A 20,476-nucleotide genomic window follows, 5' to 3' on the forward strand; every position below is an offset into this window, starting at 1 on the left:
CGAGGAAACGTTGCAGAACATCGGTCATCGAGTAAGCCGGAACGGGCTTGATCAACAAGGCTTGGGCAAGGTTGCCAACGCCTTTTGGAATTTTTCGGCACCGCGTTTGAGCGAAGAAGCGATTCGCCGGGGTGAAGTTCACCTGGGTCAGGGCGGCTCTTTGCTGGCGCTGACCGGCAGCCACAGCGGACGGTCCCCGAATGACCGTTTCGTGGTCGAGGAAGATGAAACCAAGGACCAGATCTGGTGGGGCGACGTCAACCGCCCGATGTCGGAGGAAAATTTCGAGAAGCTTCTGACCAAGATGCAGCGTCATTATGAAGGCCGCGATGCCTTCGTGCAGGACTGCTACGCTGGCGCCGACCCGAGCTACCGCCTGCCGGTACGGATCGTCACCGAAAACGCCTGGCACAATCTGTTCGCGCGCAACATGTTCATTCAGCCCGCCGACAGCGAGCTTGAGGATTTCGCGCCACAGTTCACCGTGATCCAGGCGCCGAGCGTGACCGCCGATCCCGCGACGGACGGCACGACATCGGAAACCTTCATCGTCCTCAACCTGAAGCGCCGCATCGTGATCGTCGGCGGCTCGGGTTATGCCGGCGAGATCAAGAAGTCGATCTTCTCGGTCATGAACTTCCTGATGCCGCCCAAGGATGTGCTGCCGATGCATTGCTCGGCCAACATGGGCCCGAACGGCGACACGGCCATCTTCTTCGGCCTGTCGGGCACCGGTAAAACGACGCTCAGCGCCGACAGCTCGCGCACGCTCATCGGCGACGACGAGCATGGCTGGAGCCCGGAAGGCATCTTCAACTTCGAAGGCGGCTGCTATGCCAAGTCGATTAACCTGACGGCCGAAACCGAACCGGAAATCTTCGCCACGGCGTCCCGCTTCGGCACCATCGTCGAAAACGTGATGATGGACCCGCAGACCCGGTCATATGACTTCTTCGACACCACGCTGACCGAAAACGGCCGCCTGTCCTATGACGTATCGGAAATTCCGAACGCGTCGGCCGACGGCCGCGGCGGCCTGCCGCAGAATATCGTCATGCTGACGTGCGATGCGTTCGGCGTTCTGCCGCCGATCAGCCAGCTCACGCCCGAACAGGCGATGTACCACTTCCTCAGCGGTTATACCGCCAAGGTTGCCGGGACCGAGCGCGGCCTCAAGGAGCCGGCGGCAACGTTCTCGACGTGCTTCGGCGCGCCGTTCATGCCGCGTCATCCGACCGTCTATGCGCAGTTGCTGCGCGACAAGATGGCGGCTTCGAACGCCAAGTGCTGGCTGGTCAACACCGGCTGGTCGGGCGGCGGTTACGGCGTCGGCGAGCGGATGCAGATCGCCTATACCCGCACCATGCTGAACGCGGCGCTGGACGGCCGTCTGGCCCAGGGCTCATTCCGTCAGGACCCGAACTTCGGCGTTCTCGTGCCGGAAGCCTGCCCGGGGATTCCGGACGACGTGCTGAACCCGAAAAGCACATGGTCGGACGGTGCCGGCTACGATGCACAGGCACTGGACCTGCGTCAGCGTTTCGAGAATAACTTCACGCAGTTCGAGCCGCACGTTGATGGAGAGGTCAAGGCTGCCGCGATTCGCGCCGCCGCCTGATCCGGTTTCGACACCGCTTTCAAAAGGCCGGTTCCGAAAGGAGCCGGCCTTTTTGCTGCGCTCCTTATGCGGGTGCGGTTGCACATGTCTGGTGTGTATGGGATCGTTTTTGTAATCGGGCGGTCAGTCCCTATATGCATTTTAGGTCAATACCTAAGACAAATACCCATGGGAGGGTTCACGCGTGACGAAAATCAATATTCAATTCACCCTGTTTTCGGCGTTCTATTCGCCGCTCATTTCCACCATGTCCGGCGGTTTTCTGGAGGCCGAAGGCCTGGAGCCGAACTGGTCGATTTCCCCGGTCGGCAAATCGGCCATCGAATCCCTGCTCGACGGCAGCGCACATGTGGTACAAACGGCACCGAGCCAGTCGTTCAACTGGCTCAAGAAAGGCGAAGAGCCGCCGTTCAAGCATTTCGCGCAAATCAACGAGATGGATGGTTTCTTCATCACCGGGCGCGAAGCGGACGACAATTTCACCTGGGATAAGCTTGAAGGCGCCGAGGTCGTGATGTTCAAGGCCGGTCAGCCGAACGCCATGTTCCGCTATGCCTGTCACAAAGCGGGCATCGATTACGACAAGATCATCCCGGTGACACCCGGCGGTGCGGGCGATATCGACAAGGCGTTCCGCGACGGCCAGGGCCAGTATGTGCAGCAACAGGGGCCGTTCCCGCAGCAACTTGAAGCCGACGGCGTCGGCCATGTGGTCGCACAGGTCGGCCCGATGATCGGCCCGAACGCATTCTCAAGCCTGGCGGCGACGCCGGCATGGCTTGAAACCGATATGGCCAAGGCCTTCATGCGGGCGTACCGGAAAACCCGCCAGTACATGAACGACACACCCGCCGCCGAGATCGCCAAGGCGGAAAAGCCGTATTTCCCGGATATCGACGAAGCGGTGCTCGCCGACTGTATCGGCACCTATCAAAAACTGGGCTGCTGGGCGCCGCATCCGGAAATCACCCGCGAAGCCTTCGAGGTGGCGATCGATGTCTTTATTCATGCCGGCGCGATTACCGAGCGCTATCCTTATGAGGCGGCGATTGCACAACCGCCGTCAACGGATTGAGGGAGCCTGGCTGCCGCCGGCAACCTGCAATTAAGTGCTGGATAAAATAAGGGGAAGTCCTATCTTGGCCAGCAAGGGCAGGGCGGCTATCATCGCTCAGCTTGGGGGTCCTTGAGGGAAGGAAACGGATGCTCTGTCACGTTCTGGCCGAAGAGGGTGCTCGGACCTGGCTTGCTTTTCGCCGTCCGGTGGCATCGGCCAATGGATCGCGTTTCTGCAGCCATTATGTGGTCTGCTCCGATGATCAGGCGATTCTGATCGATCCGGGCGGGACGGCAGACTTCGGCCCGCTTCTGGCGGCCATCTCAGATAACATCTCCCTCGACAAGATTGTCGGCATCGTCATCACGGAATCGGGCGCGCACACAGCCGGATCCGTCGGCATGTGGGCGGAAGCTCTCGGCTACGACCTGACGATCCATGTCCCCGAGCTGATTGCAGCGGATCTTCTGCATATCGATGCCGCGTTGAATATAGAGACGATTTCCGAGAACGGTGGCGAGATCCCCATGTCGGACGGGTCGGGTCTGCACCTGATGCCGGCGCCGTATCTGCCGACGGCCGCATCGATGTCGCTATATGATCCGGTGGCACGGGTCCTTTATTCAAGCGATATCGGTACCGCCGAAGGCAAGTGGATGGATGATGCAACGCCCTTCTGTGAGCAGTTCTCGCTGATCAGCCATGCCATGAACGCCTACCATCATACATGGCTGCCGTCACCGGCGGCTCGTGATGACTGGCTGGCCAGGATCGACGGTCTGTCCATCGATATTCTGGCGCCGCGCGCCGGGCCGTGTTTCCGTGCCAAGGACGTCGATCATTTCAAGCGCTGGCTGGCATCGATGGATATTGGTGTGCTGGTCGATCATCAGGCGCCGGCGTATCTGTCCGAGACAACCTATGCGCCGGAGCAGGGCCGCGAAGATTCGGATATCGTTATGGAGCCGCCGGCGGTTGTCGACGACGATGTGCCGTTCATGGATGCGATCGAACAAGCCGAACTGGGCATAGCCGACGATGACGACGAAGAAGAATACGTCGACATCGACGATGATGAAGTGTCGCGGCTTGTCGATGCGCTTGGCGTCGAAGAGGCCGAGGACGAGCATGTTGTCGAGGATATCGACGACTACAACGATGACGAGGAATTCGATATCGTCTACGTCGACGAGGACGGCAACGAGATCGATCCCAGCGAAATCGAGGACGACGAGATTATCGAGGAAGAGGAAGAGCTTGTCGGTAACGACGAGCAGCGACTGGAATTCCCGCCGGGTCAGATGTACCGGCTGATTACGCGAAGCGACTTCGACGGCCTGGTGTGCGCGGTTCTGCTTGAGGAACTGGATCTGATCAACGATATCCTGTTTGTGCACCCGAACCAGATGCAGGAAGGCGAGATCGAAGTTTCGGAAACCGACATCTCGACCAACCTGCCGTACACGCCCGGAATTTTTGCCGCCTTCGACCACCACCTGTCGGAGATCACGCGTCTCGGCAAACACTACGACAACCACATCATCGACCCGCTGGCACCGAGCGCGGCGCGCGTTGTGTACAACTATTTCGGCGGTGAAAAGCGCTTCCCGACGATCTCGGCGGACATGATGGACGCCGTCGACAAGGGCGACGCGGCGCAGTTCAGCCAGGAAGAAGTGATCAATGCCGAAGGCTGGCCGCTTTTGAACTTCATCATGGATTCCCGCACCGGCCTCGGCCGTTATCGCGGTTTCCGCGTGCCGAACTATGAACTGATGATGTCGCTGATCGATTATTGCCGCAGATACGACATCGAGCAGATTCTCGAGCATCCGGACGTCAAGGAACGCGTCGAGCTGTACCGCGAGCACGAAGGTCCGGCAAAGGAACAGATCAAGCGCTGCACGACCGTGCACGGCAACCTTGCCGTGATCGATTACCGTGAAGAAGAAATGATCCACGTCGTCAACCGCTTCATGGTCTATGCGCTGTTCCCCGAGTGCAATATCTCGATGCACATCCTGTGGGGCCGGGGCGAGCAGAACACCGTCTTCGCCGTCGGCAAATCGATTTTCAACCGAACGTCGAACACCAACATCGGCGATCTGATGCTGACTTATGGCGGCGGCGGTCACCGCAACGCCGGGACCTGTCAGGCCGACAACATGTTGGCCGACGTTGTGCGCGATGCCCTGATCCAGCGCATCAACGCCGACGGGTAATTTTCCGCTGTTCCGGATTCCGCGCTGCCGCCCGATCTTTATGGGTACCCGGCGCGATATCTGCGTGTTACCAATAAGCCATGGATTTTCAGCTTAAGGACAAGACCGTTCTCGTTACCGGCGGCTCGCGCGGTATCGGCCGTGCGGTGGCGCTGACGCTGGCGGCGCAGGGCGCGCACGTGGCGATCTGCGGGCGCACACGCGAAAGCCTCGATGCCGCGTGCGCCGAGATCGAAGCGCTGGGCGTCAGGGCGTGGGGCTTTCAGGCCGACGTCAGCATCAACGAAGAGGTCGAGAAGCTGGTCGCCGATGCCGCCGCCGCGATGGGCGGGATCGACATACTCGTCAACAATGCGGTGACGTCGGTCAGTGCGCCGTTCGACCAGTTGACGGACAAGGAATTCCGCTATCACATCGACGTCAAGCTGATGGCCTATATCCGTATCGCGCGGCTGGCGCTCGATCACATGATTCCGCGGGGCGGTGGGCGGATCGTCAACATTGGCGGCATGACGGCCCGGATCGTCGCACCGCACCGCATGACCAACGGCGTCACCAATGCCGGCGTCGCCAATTTCACGAAGCAGTTCTCAAGCTACGCGGCCAGGCACAACATCACCGTCAACTGCGTGCATCCCGGCTACACGGCGACCGAGCGGGTTACGCAGATATTTACCAAGGAAGCCGAGGAAGCGGGCATCGACCTGGACAAGGTCATCGCCAAACGCACCGGCGATATACCGCTCGGCAAGCTGATCCAGCCCGAGGACATTGCCCGTGCCGTGCTGTTTTTCTGCTCACCGTTGGCGGAGATGGTGACCGGTCAGTGCATTGCCGTCGACGGCGGGTCGGGCGAGTCGGTGAATTACTGACGGCTCAGGCCGCCATGTCCTCGCCGCGCGCGGCGCGCTCGATCAGCTCAAGGGATTCCTGCATCCCGTAGAGTGCGAAGAACGAACCCATGCGCGGCCCCTGGCTCTGGCCCAGCAGGATTTCATACAACGCCTTGAACCACGCCTTCAGATCGGCGAACGCTTCGCGCTTGCCGATTTCGTAGACCTCGGTCTGGATCGCTTCGGCGTCGGCATCGGCGGGAAGCGCACGCAGGCGTTCGGCGAGGTCGACAAGCGCCTGGCGTTCGTCATCCGTTGCCTTGCGGTAGGACTTCGCCGGGCGCACGAAATCGCGGTAGTAATTGATCGCGTACTCGACCAGCTTGTCGAGGATCGGCGCCGTTTCAGGGCTGGCGTCGGGGCGGTAGCGGGAAATGAAATGCCACAGCACAGCCTTGTCTTCGCTGTGACAAACGCTGGCGAGGTTGAGCAGAATGTTGAACGACAGATGTGCCCGTTCACTGGGCGGGTTGCCCATGTGGATGAACCATGCCGGGTTGTCGATGCGTTTCGCCGGTTCCTGGTCTTCATAAGCTTCCAGCATGCGGGCGTATTCGTCGACCTGGCGCGGGATCACGTCGAAATAAAGCCGCTTCGCCGTCTTCGGCTTCTGGAACATGAAATACGACAGGCTTTCCGGCGGCGCATAGCGCAGCCATTCCTCGACGGTCAGGCCGTTGCCGCGCGATTTTGAAATCTTCTCGCCGTTGTCGTCCAGGAACAGCTCATAGGAAAAACCGGCCGGCGGCTTGCCGTCGAGAATGCGGCAGATCTTGCCCGACAGGTTGACGCTGTCGATCAGGTCCTTGCCCGACATCTCGTAGTCAACGTCCAACGCCGCCCAGCGCATCGCCCAGTCGGCTTTCCACTGCAACTTGCAATGACCGCCTGTGACCGGGACTTCGGTCTTCGCGCCGTCGTCTTCCTGATACACGATGGTGCCGGCGGCGGGGTTGGTTTCAACGACCGGCACCTGCAGCACGACCCCCGTTTTCGGGCATACCGGCAGGAACGGTGAATAGGTGCGGCGGCGTTCTTCGCCGAGTGTCGGCAGGATGACGTTGATGACCGCGTCGTAGCGCTCGAGAATTTTAAGCAGCGCCGCATCGAAGCGCCCGGCCTTGTAGCTTTCCGTCGAGCTGACGAATTCGTAGTCGAAACCGAAGTCATCCAGGAACGCCTGCAGACGCGCGTTGTTGTGCGCGCCGAAGCTCGGGTGCGTGCCGAACGGATCGGGGATTTCCGTCAGCGGCTTGCCCAGATGCGGTTCCAGGATTTCCTTGTTGGGCAGGTTGTCCGGTACCTTGCGCAGACCGTCCATGTCGTCGGAAAACGCGAACAGGCGCGTTGGAATGTCGGAGAGCTGGTGGAAGGCATGGCGCACCCACGACGTGCGCGCAACCTCGCCGAAGGTGCCGATGTGCGGCAGGCCGGACGGACCGTAGCCGGTTTCGAAAAGCACGTAGCCTTTTTCAGGCGTCTTGCCGTTCAGCCGTTTCAAGATCGCGCGTGCCTCGGCAAACGGCCAGGCATTGGACTTTTCGGCAAACTCGCGCATGTCGCTCATGTGTTCATTCCTCAAGGCGCTTCGGGCGTCGGGAAACTAAGGTTTCGGCGGCATTTAATCAAGCGGGCAGGGGGATCACCCGCGCAGCTTCACATCCGTATTGATGACATTGATCGGGGTGCCGTCGGCAAAAGCAAGAATCTGCCCGAATATATCGGTGAACTGTATTTCGTACTCGTCTTCCGTCACATAGCCGATATGCGGCGTGCAGATGACGTTATCCATGTTGAGCAGCGGATGCGCGGTGTCGGTCACGGGTTCTGCGTCATAAACATCGACGGCGGCGGCGCCGGGTCTGCCCGCGCGGAGCGCTTCGACCAGCGCATTGGGTTCGATCAGCGCCGAACGGCTGGTGTTGATCAGCACCGCGCCCGGTTTCATCTGTGCCAGATCGTCTTGCGTGATACAGCCTCGCGTCGACGGATAGAGCCGCACATGCAGGGAGATCACGTCCGAGGTGGCAAAGAATGCCGCACGGCTTTCCGGCACATGCACACCGGCTTCGCGGGCGCGTTTAAGCGTGTTCTCGCTGCCCCACGCCTGGATGTTCATGCCGAAGGCTTTGCCGATATCGGCGACGGCGGAGCCGATGCGGCCATAGCCGTAGATGCCGAGGGTGCGGCCACGGACCGATTTGCCGACCCCCATCATCCAGTTGCCGGCCCTGAGCGACGCCATCTGCTGCGGGATCATGCGCATCGCCGACAGGATCAGCCCCCAAGCCAGCTCGACGGTGGCAAAGGACGGCGTGCCTTCGTGCTGGCCGGAACACAGCATGATGCCGAGCCGCGTGCAGTCGTCGACGTCGATGTGCGGATAAACGCTACGCTGCGAGATCAGCCGGAGCTTTGGCAGGCGTTCCAGCAGCGGCTTGCGGATCTTCGTGCGTTCACGGATCAGCACCAGAACCTCGGTGTCCTTGAGCCGTTCCGCCAAAACGTCATCGTCCTGCACGTGGTCGTTCCAGATCGTCACGTCATGTTCGGCGACCATGGAAAAGCACGGCAGATGGCGGATGGTGTCGAACCAGTCGTCGAGGATGGTGATTTTCATATGTTTCTCCTATGCGCGCCAGAAATCAGGATCGAAGGCCACCAGCAGCGCCAGTATTTCCAGCCGTCCGGCCAGCATGGCGACGGTCAGAAGCCACTTCGCGGCAACCGGCAGCGAGGCGAAATTGCCAGCCGGACCGATGATGTCGCCGATGCCCGGGCCGACGTTGGTGACGGCGGTGATGCTGGCCGAATAGGCGGTCTGAATATCGAGGCCCAGTAATGACAGCAATACCGTAAACCCGGCGATGGTGGCGACGAACACCGCCATAAACGACAGCACGGAATACGGAACGTCGGGAGGCAGGGGTTTGCCGTTGTAGCGCAGCGGGATCACGCGGTTCGGGCTGAACAGGCGCTTGATGTGGGCGCGTACCAGCAAAAGCAGGATCTGGTGGCGGTAAATCTTGATCGCGCCCGACGTTGAGCCCGAACACCCGCCGACGAACATCAAAACCAGGAACATGCCGACGGCGCCCGGCCCCCAGGCGGTGTAGTCATCGGATGCGAACCCGGTGGTCGTCACCACGGAGGTGATATTGAACGACGTCAGGGTCAGTGCCTCGAAAAAGTCGATATTGCGTTCCATCGCCAGCCATACCGCCATGCCCAGGCTGCTGAGCACCAGAAACCCGACGAATCCGCGCACCTGCTGATCGTTGCCGAGGGCGCTAAAATTTCCGCGCACCGTCTTGATGTACAGCATGAACGGGACCGAGCCTGCGATCATGAATGCGGTGGCGATCCAGTGCAGGCGGGCATCCTTGAAATAGGCAAAGGATTCGTCATGCGTCGAATAACCGCCGGTCGACAGCGTCGTCATGGCATGGGTCGCGGCATCGAACGGCGTCATGCCGAAAACCTCGTACAGGACCGCGCAAAGCACCGTCAGTCCGGCGTAGATTGTAAACAGCGCGACCACGGTCCTGAGTGCGGTGAAGATTTTTTCTTCCGAGGTGTCCGAGCTTTCGATCTTGAACAACTGCATGCCGCCGACACGCAGCAACGGCAGGATCAGGATGGCGATGGCGATGATGCCGATGCCGCCGAACCATTGCAGGATGGCGCGCCACAAAAGGATACCCGGCGGCAACTCGCTTAAATCGGTCAGCACGGTCGATCCCGTGGTCGTGATCGCCGACATCGACTCGAAAATGGCATCGGAAAAACCGATCCCGACATGCATGAACGGCAACGCCGAAAGCGCGGCGACGACGATCCAGCCCAGCGACGTGATCAGGAATGCCTGGCGGATGTCGATCTCCATGCCGCCCCGCGAATGCGTCGCATAGACGACGCTGCCGCCGATGAACACGGTCGTGATGCAGACTTCGAGGAAAATCTTCCACTCGGGGTTGCCGGCGAGACCGTCGGCCAAGGCCGGCACGCACAGCACACCGGCCAGGGCCAATGAAATCCAGCCGAGAATGTTGAGGACGGGGCGCAGGTTGAGCATCAAAATGTCCGCCGGCGAAAAGGGTGCATAGTGAACTCCGTGAACGCCCGGAAATCAAGCTGGCAGCAGGCAAATTACAGCGATAAGCCGCTATGCGCGAAGGGCATTGAATATGACGCATGGCGGGGTCACGTAAAGGGCACGGCTCGGGTTCTTGATCTCTGCGCCGCTCGGGCGCGTAATGGCGGCTGATTTTTTTACGATCACGGAATGTAACGGCGATACAAGGGGGATACGATGAGCATCGAACGTTTGGACAGCGGTGAAATTCTCAGTCAGGCGACAATTCACAACGGCATCGCATATATCTGCGGGCAAACGGCAACCGACAGAAGCGCAGATATCAAGGGGCAGACCGCCGAGGTGCTGGCCAAGATCGATGACCGGCTGACGCGTTGCGGCACCGATAAATCAAAGATGCTGATGGTGACCATCTATCTCGCCGACATGTCGCAAAAATCGGAAATGAACGAAGTCTGGACGGCCTGGCTCGGCACGCTGGCCCGTCCGGCCCGCGCCTGTGTCGGCACGCCGTTGGCGACGTCTGACACGCTGATCGAAATCGTCGTCAACGCCGCCGTCTGACACCGGGACTTGGATACGCCGCCCGTCACGCCTAAAGAGGCCGCCTCGGACAAAGTTCAGAGCGCGCTCAAAGGCATCGCGTTCATGCTTGCTTCGACGCTGTTGGCGGCGGTGATGAATTCTGCGGCGCGGCATGTTTCGCAAACCGTTCATCCCTTCGAGCTGGTTTTCTTTCGAAATCTGTTCGCCTTCGCTTTCGTACTGCCGATGTTGTGGCGGGTCGGTTTCGGCGCGCTGAGGACCAACCGCCCATGGATGCATGCCGGGCGCGCTGGCCTGAATGTCGTCAACATGATGGTCTGGTTCACGGCGATCAGCCTGGCGCCGTTGGCCGAAGTCGTCGCACTTGGATTTACCGGGCCGATATTCGCGACGATCCTGGGCGTGCTGATCGTCAAGGAAGTGGTCGGTGTCCGCCGCTGGTCGGCGATCATCGTCGGCTTTATCGGTACGCTCGTCGTCCTGCAGCCCGGCTTCGATACGGTGCAGACCGGACACGGCCTGGCTTTGATGGCGGCCTTTATGTGGGCAGGAGTTCTGCTGATCATCAAGTCGCTCAGCCGTACCGAAAGCTCCATCACCATCGTCGCCTACATGTCGATCCTGATGACGCCGCTGTCATTGATTCCGGCGTTGTTCGTCTGGGTCTGGCCGACATGGACCGAACTGGGCTGGCTCGCATTGATCGGGGTTTGCGGCGGCGCGGCACAGTACCTGCTGTCGCAATCCTTCCACGAAGCCGACATCAGCGTCGTCATGCCGTTCGATTTCGCCAAGCTGGTGTGGATCGCGCTGATTGCCTATATCGCATTTGCCGAGGTGCCGACGCTGACCACGTGGATCGGCGGTGCGATTATCTTCGCCAGCGGGCTTTACATCGCCCGGCGTGAATCGATTAAGAACCGGGAAAAACGCCGGGAATAGGCGTTCAGTTCGCGGGCTCGAGGCGAAGGATCTGTCCCGGATCGTGATCAACCAGGATATACAGATATCCGTCCGGACCGTCGACGACGGCGCGGATGCGTTTGTTGATCCCTTTGAGAATGCGTTCCTCGGCGACGACCTTTTCACCGTCCAGCGTCAGGCGCGCCAGAAGCTGGTATTTCAGCGCGCCGACAAAGGCATTGCCCCGCCATTTCGGGAACCGGTCGCCGGTGTAGAACGCCATGCCGCTCGGTGCGATGGACGGGTCCCAGTAATGCACCGGTTGTTCCATGCCGTCCTTGTGCGTGCCTTCGCCGATCTTCAGTCCCGAGTAATGCACGCCGTAGGCAATCACCGGCCAGCCGTAGTTGCGCCCGGGTAGCGGAATGTTGACCTCGTCGCCGCCGCGCGCACCGTGCTCGTTGATCCACAATTTGCCGGTTTCGGGATGGCGGGCCGCGCCCTGCGGATTGCGGTGACCGACCGACCAGGTCTCCGGCCGGTAGCCTGGACGACCGACGAAGGGGTTATCGGCGGGGATCGAGCCGTCGCGGTTGATGCGGATCACCTGGCCCCGGTTGACGGTAAAATCCTGGGCGCGATCCCGCTCGCCGCGTTCGCCGACGGTGATGAACAGATGCCCCTCGGGCGAGAACACGAGCCTGGAGCCGAAATGCCGCCCGCCGCTCGTTTTCGGGAACTGCCGGAACAGGACCTCGACATTCCGGACGGCATTGCCGGCACGGTCGAGTCTTGCGCGCGCAACGGCGGTGCCGGCACCACCCTCTCCGGGTTCGGCATAGGAAAAATAGATCAGCTTGTTTTCGCTATAGTCCGGATCGATGGCGACATCGAGCATGCCGCCCTGACCCGACGTGAAGGCCCGGGGCGTGTTTGCCAATGGTTGCCGGACCTTACCGTCCGGCTCGACGATGCGGATGGTGCCGGGGTCGCGCTCGGTGACCAGAATTGCGCCGTCCGGCAGGAACGCCATCCCCCATGGGTGATCGAGCCCGTCGGCGACGACGGACAGTTTGACGTCGTAATGCTCGGTCTTGAAGGTCTGGGCAGCCGCAGGCTGGGCAGCCAGCAGTAGAATACCGATCAATGCAGAAAGTGCCTGGCGCATGAATGCCCCCTCTCCTGTCCTCTCCCCCATAAATGGTGGAGAGGGACTCTCGGATCAAGTCACTGTCTTGATCCTCTCCTCCCATCGGGGGAGCGGTTAGGTGAGGGGGTAATCAGTACATCCGCCCGCCGTTCGGCACCTCGAGGTCGGGTTTCAGTAAAACCACCTCGTTTTCGTCGTCGGGTATGCCGAGCACCAGGACTTCCGACATGAACTTGCCGATCTGGCGCGGCGGGAAATTAACGACGCCCAGGACCTGGCGGCCCGGCAGCGTTTCCGGATCGTAGTGCTTGGTGATCTGCGCAGACGATTTGCGCTCGCCGATCTCGGGCCCGAAGTCGACCCACAACTTGATCGCCGGTTTGCGCGCTTCCGGATACGGCTCGGCACGGACAATGGTGCCGACACGAATATCGACTTTCATGAAATCGTCGAATGAAAGGTCCCCGGTACTATCCATGGCTCATTCCCCCTGAATTCGAATTGGGGGAAAATGCCCGAGCGGCGCCAAAAAATCCAGACCGGAGAAAGCCATTCAAACAAAAGAAAGGGCCGCCCGGTCTCCCGGTACGGCCCAATCCATCACTTCAGGAAAGTGTGATTACTTCTTTTTGGAAGCTTTCAGGACGGTCGTCTTGACTTCTTCCAGAGCTTCGACAACGCGGGTGTTCAGCGCGTCGCTGGCTTCGGTGTTCGACTTGGTCATCAGGTCGGCGAGTTCGCGGGTGTTGTCGACGGACTTGACGAAAGCACCTTTGAGCATGTCGGTCTGAACCGCGGCAACAGCCTGCGGGTTTTCGATTTTCGAGAAGGATTCGATCATTTTCGAAACTTCTTCGAGAGCCTGCTGCAGCATTTCCGACTGGCGCTTGGCGAAAGCCTGCGCACCTTCGGCGGCAACCTGATTGGCGGCGGTCAGCGCGTCGAAGTTCTTCTTCTGCAGTTCGATAACGGCATCGAAGTCGAATTTCGGCATGTCGTAACCTTTGGTCACTTTGGCGAATTCGTCAGCCATTTTCTTCGGGTCGAAACCGTCCATCATTTTCTTCGGGTCGAAATCGGCCATGATCTTGGTGTATTCAGCGAAGAAAGGGTTGGCTTTCTCGGCCATTTTGAAAAAATCTGCGTACATTGGTCTATCTCCATCTCCAGGGTGGGTGCATCGGCACCCGTTGAAACTCTCAGTTGCGCGCTGACATGAGATTCATATTGCGCTGCAACATGACAACAATATGGAGATATCCGGCTCGGAAGTCAATAGGTTTTTGTGCAGTGCACAAAATATTTCTCGCGACTGCAATATGCTAAAAATTGGTGGATACGTTAGGCTTTGGAGGTCTGGTTTCTTAAAGGGGGTCGTCTCGATGCAAATTTTTCTGCACGTGCGAGGCCTTTGTCGAGGGCGGCCATGGTTCTGGAAAGGCCGGCATCGTCGTCATTTATCCATACGCGCGCGGCATTCAACTGGATCACTGCGAGCGCCTTGGATTTGAGCGCACCGGCGCAGCCTTCGGCGGAAACGCCCGCCGCCTGCAGGCTGAGCGCCATCGATTTCAGGAACCTGGCGCCGAGGCATGCGGTGCTCAGCGGGTCGCGCGCGCTGTCGCGCGTCATGGATTTCAATGCCGCCTGATGACCGTCCAGCGCATCGAAGCGGCGCATCAGAATATCGAACAGTTTGTCCTTGGTCGTGCCATCGAGGGGATCGTCTTCCAGACCGCCGAACACCTGGGCATCGATGCGTTCGATCAAGGCGCGCTGAATGTGCAGCCGCGACGGCAAGCACAACAAAGCCTCACCGACAGGCACCCCGGCATGAGCGGCAATCGTTGGCAACGACAGCGTGCGCCATGGGTTTTCCGCAGCCAGTTCCAGCGCTGCATCGACCAGTTTGTCGCTGACGCTTCGCTTGTCCGTTTTGCGGCGGGTGGATTTCTTTTTTGCCGGTGTCATGCGCATCCTCCTTCACCGAAGGCAGGAAGAGGTCCCGCTTTCGGGTTCTGCATTATACAGAAGTGGGGGTGCGGCGGCTAACCTGCAAGTTCGCGCGAACGGCGCGTCGCCGCGGCAATGGCTTTCGTCATCAGCGGCTGCAGGGCGTCGTCGGCCATCAGCACCTTGAGCGCTTCCGCCGTGGTGCCGCCGGGGCTGGTGACGTTGCGGCGCAGCGTCTGGGCATCCTCGCTCGCCTGATATAAAAGCTCACCCGCACCGGCCACGGTGGCGCGCGCCAGTTGCATGGCAAGTTCATCGGGCAGGCCGTTGTCGATGCCGGCCTGCGCCATGACCTCGACCAGCAAAAAGACATAGGCAGGACCGCCGCCCGACAACGCAGTGACGCAGTCGATCTGCCCTTCGTCGTCGACCCAGGCCACGTCGCCGACCGATTGCAGAAGTTCGCCGGCCCATTGGCGCTGGGATTGCGAGACCAGATGATTGGGATAGCCGACGGTGATGCCGCGCCCGACGGCCGCCGGCGTGTTCGGCATGGCGCGGACAATCGCCGCCCCCGCGCCCAGACGGCTTTCGAAATAGGCGATGGTCTTGCCCGCCGCGATCGACAGATAAAGGCAATCCGGCCCGGCAAAACGGACATAGTCGGCAAGGGCGTCATCCATCATCTGCGGTTTCACGGCAAGGACGATGGTTTGCGGTGCGCAATCGGCGGGAATCCCCGCAGCGTCGGCGACACAGTTTACGCCCAGGTTTTCGCCGACAAGCTTGCGGGTTTCCTCGAAAGGCTCGACGACAAGGACGTCTTCGGCGCGAAGGCTGCTTTTCAGCCACCCGGCCAGCATGGCGCTGCCCATCTTGCCGCCACCGACCAGCAACAGTTTAACGCTCATGGATTATGCTTCGCCCGCAGTCTCGATCATGGCTGCGGCAATCGCCTCGCTCGCGGTTTTGCCGCCCCAGATGACATATTGGAACGCCGGATAGAATTTCTCGCATTCGATCAGCGCCGTTTCGACCAGATCTTCCATCTGCTCGAGCGTCGGTTCGATCTGGCCGCGCATCGGCATCGCGTGCCGGTACATCGGCAGGCCCTCGTCGGCCCACATGCCGAAGTGACCCATCCACAGCCGCTCGTTGACCTCGGCCAGCAGTTCGAAAACCGGCTGGCGGCGGTCGGCGGGGACGCGCATGTCGAAGGCACAGGTAAAGTGCATCGCCCCCATGTCGTCGTTCCAGGCGAAATACATGCTGAAATCGCACCAGGCCCCAGGCACCTGTACGGCCATTTCCTGATCGTTGCGGCGATCGAAGGTCCAGTCGTTGTATTCGACAATTTTTTCGACGATATCGAGGGGATTTGCGAGGGAGGTATCTCGGGATATTTCTGTGGTACGCATAGAGCGCTCCTCTCAATGCCCGGCCGGCGTTGGTATCGGACCGAATAGAGCGTAACTACTATACCTAGCGGTGATCGCTAGATATTGCTAACGCCATCCGATCACCTACAAGATTTACCCTGCACCAAGTCGGAATCGCGCGCAAGCGGAATTGAGAGAATTAACGCAAACTGTTGTGGATAATGCGGACACTTACACACATTGTTGTGTTCAATCCGGCGGGAAACACAGGACAGGCGGGGCTTTCCGGCACCGTGCCGGTTTCCTTAAATGCGCCCGGGCGAACAGATATGGTAGGTTCGGAATTTACGGCTTGGCTTTTGTGGCGGGTTTCCTTGGTGCTTTCGCACGCGTTGCGGCACCAGGTTTCGCGGATGCTTTCGCGGCCGGCTTGGCGGCCTTTTTGAGGTCCGCTTCGAGCTTGGCGATGCGGGCTTCCAGCTTTTCGTTTTCCGTTCTGGCCTTTGCAGCCATCGCCTTGACGGCGTCGAATTCCTCGCGCGTGACCAGATCGGCATCGCCCATGAAACGCTCCAGGCGCTGGCGGATCATCGCGTCGATTTCATCCTTCATCCCGGTCAGGGTCGAGACCGCGCCGTTGGCGACACGGGCCAGATCGTCGAAAAGCTTGTTCTGCGTCTGCATCGAAGGCTCCTTTGTCTGAACAGAATATGGTCCTTTGTGACGCGCTTCGCAAGCCGGTGGCGCTTGCCCGGTCCGTGTTCCGGGGCCTATAAGGGAGCACGGAAAACATGAGGCTGAAGCATGTATGTGATTACCGGCGGCGCCGGCTTTATCGGATCGAATGTCGCTGCGGCGCTTGAGGCGCGCGGCACGGCCCCGTTGGTTATCGTCGACCGGCTGCGCGACGCCGACAAGTGGCGCAATATCGCCAAGCGCACACTCCATGACATCGTGCACCCGGACAATGTGCACGGATTCCTCAAAGATAACGTGCGCGACGTCAAAGGGCTTGTGCACATGGGGGCAATCTCGGCGACGACCGAGACGGATGCCGATCTGATCGTCGAAAACAATTTCCGTCTCAGTCGCGATCTGTGGAACTGGTGCGCCGATAACGACATTCCCTACATCTATGCATCGTCGGCGGCGACCTATGGCGACGGTGCCGAGGGTTTCGACGACGACATGTCCGCGGACGGTCTCAACAAGCTCCGGCCCTTGAATCCGTACGGCTGGTCGAAGCTGCTGTTCGACAAGTGGGTGGCGCAGGAACTGGCGGCCGGCCACGCGCGGCCTCGGCAATGGGCGGGGCTCCGCTTTTTCAACGTTTACGGTCCGAACGAATACCACAAGGGGCGGATGGCCAGCGTGGTCTCGCAGATCCAGCCGCTGGCTGCCAAGGGCGAAGCGTGCCGCCTGTTTAAGTCGCACCATCCGGATTACGAAGACGGCGGCCAACTGCGCGATTTCGTCTCCGTCGACGACTGCGCCGATGTCATCCTCTGGCTGCTGGATAACCCGTCGGTGTCCGGCCTGTTCAATCTCGGCACCGGCAAGGCCCGCAGTTTCGCCGATCTGGCGCGCGCGGTCTATACGGCGATGGGCCAGGACTTCAAGGTCGAGTACGTGCCGACCCCTGAAGACATCCGCGACAAGTACCAGTACTTCACCGAAGCCGACATGACCCGGCTCCGCGATGCGGGCTACGCCGGGCAGTTCACCTCGCTCGAGGACGGTGTCGGCCGTTACGTCCGAGATTTCCTCGGCGCCGCCGATCCGTATCGCTGACCCGGCGGCCAGCGGATCATGTTCTTCGCCATTCCGTTCCCCAATATAGACCCGGTCATCTTTCAGCTCGGCGTGTTCGCAATCCGCTGGTATTCGCTCGCCTATATCGCCGGGCTGGTGCTCGGCTGGTTTTATATGAAGAGGCTGTGCCGCCTCTCGCCCGAGGTTTGCAAAACCGAAGCGGTCGACGACTTTCTGGTCTGGGCGACGATGGGTGTCATCCTCGGCGGCCGCCTCGGCATGGTGCTGTTCTATCAGTTCGACTATTACATGGCGAACCCCGCCAAGATCATTGCCGTCTGGGAAGGCGGGATGTCGTTCCACGGCGGGTTCCTCGGCGTGGTGGCTGCGGGTATCCTGTTCACGCGCAAGCACAAAATCAATCCGCTCCGCTTCGGCGATCTTTTGGGCTGCGTGGCGCCGATCGGTCTGTTCTTTGGGCGCATTGCGAATTTCATCAACGGCGAGCTGTGGGGCCGCCCGGCCGACGTCGCGTGGGCCGTCGTGTTCCCGACCGGCGGGCCGGTCCCGCGCCACCCGAGCCAGTTATATGAAGCCGCGTTCGAGGGGCTTTTGCTGTTTGCCGTGATGTTCGCGCTGTCGCGCAGCGAATCCGTGCGCCGGCGCCCCGGGCTGCTGATGGGGACTTTCATCGCCGGGTACGGCATTGCGCGCAGTGTCGGCGAGCTGTTCCGCGAACCCGATGCCTACATCGGTTTCCTTAGCTTCGGCACCACCTGGGGGCAGTGGCTTTCGGTGCCAATGATCGGCGTCGGCGTTTACTTCATCATCCGGGCACGACGCCGGGAACCGGTGTGAGATGCCGCCGCTTGCGGCAAAACTGAAAGCGCGCATTGCGGCAGACGGACCGATGCCGGTCGATGAGTGGATGCAGGCCTGTCTCTGCGATCCCGATCACGGTTATTACATGACACGCGATCCGCTGGGCCGCGCCGGCGATTTCACCACCGCACCGGAAATATCGCAGATGTTCGGCGAGTTGCTGGGCCTTTGGGCGGCGGTTGTGTGGCAGCAGATGGGCAGCCCCAGCGGTGTTCGTCTGATCGAGCTTGGTCCCGGGCGCGGCACGCTGATGACGGATGCGCTCAGGGCGACGGCGCAGGTGCCGGGTTTTCCGGATGCGCTTCGGGTTCATATGATTGAGGCCAGCCCCGTGCTGCGCAAGGCGCAACAGGCGGCTTTGGCGGCGGTCGGCATTTCGGCCACGTGGCATGAAACCGTCGGGGATGTGCCGGACGGCCCGGCCATCATTCTAGCCAACGAATTTCTCGATGCCCTGCCTGTGCGTCAGTTGATCCGGCTGGGCGGCGCGTGGCGCGAACGCCTTGTCGACGTCGACGGCGAGGGGTTCGTCTTTGTCGGCGGCGCGGAAACCGGCGCGGACCTTGTTCCGGCGCATTTACGCGATGCAGGAGAGGGCAGCATATTCGAGTATTCCCCCGCCGTCCGGGACGTCACGGGAACACTGGCGGCACGCTTGGCCGCTATGGGCGGTGCGGCGCTGCTGATCGATTACGGTCACGACGCACCGGGGCTGGGCGAGACCCTGCAGGCGCTGAAAGACCACAATTTCGCCGACCCGCTGTCCGCCCCCGGTGAACAGGACCTGACCGCGCATGTGGATTTTGCCATGCTCGGCGATGCGGCGGCGACTGCCGGTGCCCGCGTCTGGGGGCCGTTGGGGCAGGGGGAATTATTGGAGCGCCTCGGCATTGCCGCACGCGCGGCGACGCTTCTGGCGGGCGCGGACCAGGCACAGGCGCAAAATATCGGTACGGCCCGCCGGCGTCTTGTCGACGCCGATGCCATGGGCCGGCTTTTCAGGGCGGTTGCCCTGACGCACCCCGAGGCCCCGGCGCCGCCGGGGTTCGAGGTCGTCAGTTGGGCCTAGGCGTCAAACGGCGCCTATTTGCTTCACAGCCTCAGTCCGTCTTGCAGGACTTGATGCCGAACGGCACATAAGCCGGGCACCAGCGGATGATGCCGGTCAGTAGCGGCACGACACCGACCCATCCCCAGACGGCGTATTCGTGCCCCGAGAAAAGGGCAAAGGCGATCAAGGCAAGGCCGACGACGATGCGAAGGATGCGGTCGATGCCGCCAACATTACTGGTCATGTGACTCTCCTATATATTCATATTGTTGAATATGTATAAGCGCACCGCGCCGTTTCCGCTTTGATACAGATCAATTCACGCAATCAAACGACGGCGCTTATTGTGCAAATTCGTAACGGTCGGCCAACTCGTCCAGCGCTTCCTGGGCACAGGCCTCATCGATGTCGCCCCCAGGTGCACCGCTGACGCCGACAGCCCCGATACGCACACCGGCGGCGTTGATCGGCAATCCACCCTGCATCATCTTGATGTCCGGCAGCCGGCTGAGGTTCCGCGCCAGTTCCGGACGACTGGCGACCAGCTCGCCGGTCGGTGTCCCGGCCATGATCGCACCGCGCGCCTTGCCGCCGGCAATGACGATGGTCTGCACGGCGGCGAACTGGCTGCGCAGCACGGCAATGTCGTCACCGCCCCGGTCGACGACAACGGCCGAAACGGAATAGCCTTTTTCGGTGCAGGCAGCGACGGTCTTGTCGGCGATATCGCGGGCCAGCTCGGTGCCGATGGATTTCACGTTCAGAACATCGGCGGCGCGGGCCTCAGTAGCCCCCAGCGCAATCAAAGCGGCGCCGAAGGCCAGGCCCGTCATGGTGATTTTGGAAGTCTTGAACATGGTTTCTCTCCCTTTTGGCATTTTTTACATTGCTTACCCCTTAAACATATTCTTCGGGTGGAATATGTAAATAGTCTTGGGGTTCATCGGTTGCTTCTACCTGGCGCTAATATCGGA

At 60.6% G+C, this 20,476-nt stretch carries 21 protein-coding genes; 9 read left to right on the forward strand and 12 right to left on the reverse strand.

From position 1 onward, the window contains the following. The first annotated feature begins 10 nt into the window (after positions 1-10). From L2D14_04885 to L2D14_04900, 4 genes are all read left to right on the forward strand, one after another. Positions 11-1,618, forward strand: coding sequence for a phosphoenolpyruvate carboxykinase (locus L2D14_04885; protein WNK00761.1), 1,608 nt, complete (start codon positions 11-13; stop codon positions 1,616-1,618). Between the two features lie 184 nt (positions 1,619-1,802). Further along, positions 1,803-2,693: an ABC transporter substrate-binding protein gene (locus L2D14_04890; protein ID WNK00762.1), complete on the forward strand. Its 891-nt coding sequence runs from the start codon at positions 1,803-1,805 to the stop codon at positions 2,691-2,693. A gap of 1,283 nt (positions 2,694-3,976) precedes the next feature. Further along, positions 3,977-4,897, forward strand: a complete 921-nt coding sequence (locus tag L2D14_04895) for an exopolyphosphatase (GenBank protein ID WNK01649.1) — start codon at positions 3,977-3,979, stop codon at positions 4,895-4,897. Positions 4,898-4,977: 80 nt separating this feature from the next. Beyond that, a complete protein-coding gene (locus L2D14_04900; GenBank protein WNK00763.1) occupies positions 4,978-5,769 on the forward strand; it encodes an SDR family oxidoreductase in 792 nt (263 codons plus the stop codon). Positions 5,770-5,773: 4 nt separating this feature from the next. Here the strand turns inward: L2D14_04900 and L2D14_04905 are convergent, their stop codons facing one another. The 3 genes from L2D14_04905 to L2D14_04915 all read right to left on the reverse strand — a co-directional run bounded on the left by L2D14_04905 (position 5,774) and on the right by L2D14_04915 (position 9,865). Next, entirely contained in the window at positions 5,774-7,357 is a 1,584-nt protein-coding gene (locus L2D14_04905; protein ID WNK00764.1) for a lysine--tRNA ligase, read from the reverse strand. Between the two features lie 75 nt (positions 7,358-7,432). Continuing rightward, positions 7,433-8,410 carry a D-2-hydroxyacid dehydrogenase family protein gene (locus L2D14_04910; GenBank protein ID WNK00765.1) on the reverse strand — a complete coding sequence of 326 codons (978 nt, stop codon included), beginning with the start codon at positions 8,408-8,410 and terminating at the stop codon, positions 7,433-7,435. Positions 8,411-8,419: 9 nt separating this feature from the next. After that, positions 8,420-9,865, reverse strand: coding sequence for a TrkH family potassium uptake protein (locus L2D14_04915; GenBank protein WNK00766.1), 1,446 nt, complete (start codon positions 9,863-9,865; stop codon positions 8,420-8,422). Between the two features lie 237 nt (positions 9,866-10,102). Between L2D14_04915 and L2D14_04920 the strand changes: the two genes are divergently transcribed. After that, positions 10,103-10,450: a RidA family protein gene (locus tag L2D14_04920; GenBank protein ID WNK00767.1), complete on the forward strand. Its 348-nt coding sequence runs from the start codon at positions 10,103-10,105 to the stop codon at positions 10,448-10,450. Positions 10,451-10,459: 9 nt separating this feature from the next. Further along, the gene (locus L2D14_04925) at positions 10,460-11,374 is read left to right on the forward strand and encodes a DMT family transporter (protein WNK00768.1); all 915 of its coding nucleotides are present in this window, start codon (positions 10,460-10,462) and stop codon (positions 11,372-11,374) included. Positions 11,375-11,378: 4 nt separating this feature from the next. Here the strand turns inward: L2D14_04925 and L2D14_04930 are convergent, their stop codons facing one another. From L2D14_04930 to L2D14_04960, 7 genes are all read right to left on the reverse strand, one after another. Continuing rightward, on the reverse strand, positions 11,379-12,503 hold the full coding sequence (locus tag L2D14_04930) for a PQQ-dependent sugar dehydrogenase (protein WNK00769.1): 1,125 nt from the start codon (positions 12,501-12,503) through the stop codon (positions 11,379-11,381). A 112-nt stretch (positions 12,504-12,615) separates the two neighbouring features. Further along, entirely contained in the window at positions 12,616-12,963 is a 348-nt protein-coding gene (locus L2D14_04935; GenBank protein WNK00770.1) for a tRNA-binding protein, read from the reverse strand. Positions 12,964-13,104: 141 nt separating this feature from the next. Further along, on the reverse strand, positions 13,105-13,635 hold the full coding sequence (gene phaP / locus L2D14_04940; GenBank protein ID WNK00771.1) for a TIGR01841 family phasin: 531 nt from the start codon (positions 13,633-13,635) through the stop codon (positions 13,105-13,107). A gap of 191 nt (positions 13,636-13,826) precedes the next feature. After that, the gene (locus L2D14_04945; GenBank protein WNK00772.1) at positions 13,827-14,456 is read right to left on the reverse strand and encodes a hypothetical protein; all 630 of its coding nucleotides are present in this window, start codon (positions 14,454-14,456) and stop codon (positions 13,827-13,829) included. Positions 14,457-14,533: 77 nt separating this feature from the next. Next, entirely contained in the window at positions 14,534-15,349 is an 816-nt protein-coding gene (gene proC, locus L2D14_04950) for a pyrroline-5-carboxylate reductase (GenBank protein ID WNK00773.1), read from the reverse strand. A 3-nt stretch (positions 15,350-15,352) separates the two neighbouring features. Next, positions 15,353-15,856 (reverse strand): YbjN domain-containing protein, encoded by a 504-nt coding sequence (locus L2D14_04955; protein ID WNK00774.1) that lies wholly within the window; start codon positions 15,854-15,856, stop codon positions 15,353-15,355. Positions 15,857-16,162: 306 nt separating this feature from the next. Beyond that, complete coding sequence (locus L2D14_04960; protein WNK00775.1) at positions 16,163-16,501, reverse strand: accessory factor UbiK family protein; 339 nt, start codon at positions 16,499-16,501, stop codon at positions 16,163-16,165. Between the two features lie 120 nt (positions 16,502-16,621). Between L2D14_04960 and rfaD the strand changes: the two genes are divergently transcribed. The 3 genes from rfaD to L2D14_04975 are packed head-to-tail and all read left to right on the forward strand — an operon-like array spanning position 16,622 to position 19,520. Then, positions 16,622-17,608 (forward strand): ADP-glyceromanno-heptose 6-epimerase, encoded by a 987-nt coding sequence (gene rfaD / locus L2D14_04965; GenBank protein ID WNK00776.1) that lies wholly within the window; start codon positions 16,622-16,624, stop codon positions 17,606-17,608. Between the two features lie 18 nt (positions 17,609-17,626). Next, the gene (lgt, locus tag L2D14_04970; GenBank protein ID WNK00777.1) at positions 17,627-18,427 is read left to right on the forward strand and encodes a prolipoprotein diacylglyceryl transferase; all 801 of its coding nucleotides are present in this window, start codon (positions 17,627-17,629) and stop codon (positions 18,425-18,427) included. A 1-nt stretch (position 18,428) separates the two neighbouring features. Then, positions 18,429-19,520, forward strand: a complete 1,092-nt coding sequence (locus tag L2D14_04975; GenBank protein WNK00778.1) for an SAM-dependent methyltransferase — start codon at positions 18,429-18,431, stop codon at positions 19,518-19,520. Between the two features lie 31 nt (positions 19,521-19,551). Here the strand turns inward: L2D14_04975 and L2D14_04980 are convergent, their stop codons facing one another. Both L2D14_04980 and L2D14_04985 read right to left on the reverse strand, forming a co-directional pair. Then, the gene (locus tag L2D14_04980; GenBank protein WNK00779.1) at positions 19,552-19,746 is read right to left on the reverse strand and encodes a DUF2892 domain-containing protein; all 195 of its coding nucleotides are present in this window, start codon (positions 19,744-19,746) and stop codon (positions 19,552-19,554) included. A 97-nt stretch (positions 19,747-19,843) separates the two neighbouring features. Beyond that, the gene (locus L2D14_04985) at positions 19,844-20,359 is read right to left on the reverse strand and encodes a heme-binding protein (GenBank protein ID WNK00780.1); all 516 of its coding nucleotides are present in this window, start codon (positions 20,357-20,359) and stop codon (positions 19,844-19,846) included. Positions 20,360-20,476 lie beyond the last annotated feature (117 nt).

The organism is Thalassospiraceae bacterium LMO-JJ14, assembly GCA_021555105.2.
Taxonomy (GTDB): Bacteria; Pseudomonadota; Alphaproteobacteria; order Rhodospirillales; family Casp-alpha2; genus UBA4479.

Coding starts and splice junctions, on each gene's coding strand:
- L2D14_04895 (WNK01649.1), top strand. CDS start 3,977: ATGTACCGGCTGATTACGCGAAGCGACTTCGACGGCCTGGTGTGCGCG.
- L2D14_04900 (WNK00763.1), top strand. CDS start 4,978: ATGGATTTTCAGCTTAAGGACAAGACCGTTCTCGTTACCGGCGGCTCG.
- L2D14_04905 (WNK00764.1), bottom strand. CDS start 7,357: ATGAGCGACATGCGCGAGTTTGCCGAAAAGTCCAATGCCTGGCCGTTT.
- L2D14_04910 (WNK00765.1), bottom strand. CDS start 8,410: ATGAAAATCACCATCCTCGACGACTGGTTCGACACCATCCGCCATCTG.
- L2D14_04915 (WNK00766.1), bottom strand. CDS start 9,865: ATGCTCAACCTGCGCCCCGTCCTCAACATTCTCGGCTGGATTTCATTG.
- L2D14_04920 (WNK00767.1), top strand. CDS start 10,103: ATGAGCATCGAACGTTTGGACAGCGGTGAAATTCTCAGTCAGGCGACA.
- L2D14_04930 (WNK00769.1), bottom strand. CDS start 12,503: ATGCGCCAGGCACTTTCTGCATTGATCGGTATTCTACTGCTGGCTGCC.
- L2D14_04935 (WNK00770.1), bottom strand. CDS start 12,963: ATGGATAGTACCGGGGACCTTTCATTCGACGATTTCATGAAAGTCGAT.
- phaP (WNK00771.1), bottom strand. CDS start 13,635: ATGTACGCAGATTTTTTCAAAATGGCCGAGAAAGCCAACCCTTTCTTC.
- L2D14_04945 (WNK00772.1), bottom strand. CDS start 14,456: ATGACACCGGCAAAAAAGAAATCCACCCGCCGCAAAACGGACAAGCGA.
- proC (WNK00773.1), bottom strand. CDS start 15,349: ATGAGCGTTAAACTGTTGCTGGTCGGTGGCGGCAAGATGGGCAGCGCC.
- L2D14_04955 (WNK00774.1), bottom strand. CDS start 15,856: ATGCGTACCACAGAAATATCCCGAGATACCTCCCTCGCAAATCCCCTC.
- L2D14_04960 (WNK00775.1), bottom strand. CDS start 16,501: ATGCAGACGCAGAACAAGCTTTTCGACGATCTGGCCCGTGTCGCCAAC.
- rfaD (WNK00776.1), top strand. CDS start 16,622: ATGTATGTGATTACCGGCGGCGCCGGCTTTATCGGATCGAATGTCGCT.
- lgt (WNK00777.1), top strand. CDS start 17,627: ATGTTCTTCGCCATTCCGTTCCCCAATATAGACCCGGTCATCTTTCAG.
- L2D14_04975 (WNK00778.1), top strand. CDS start 18,429: ATGCCGCCGCTTGCGGCAAAACTGAAAGCGCGCATTGCGGCAGACGGA.
- L2D14_04980 (WNK00779.1), bottom strand. CDS start 19,746: ATGACCAGTAATGTTGGCGGCATCGACCGCATCCTTCGCATCGTCGTC.
- L2D14_04985 (WNK00780.1), bottom strand. CDS start 20,359: ATGTTCAAGACTTCCAAAATCACCATGACGGGCCTGGCCTTCGGCGCC.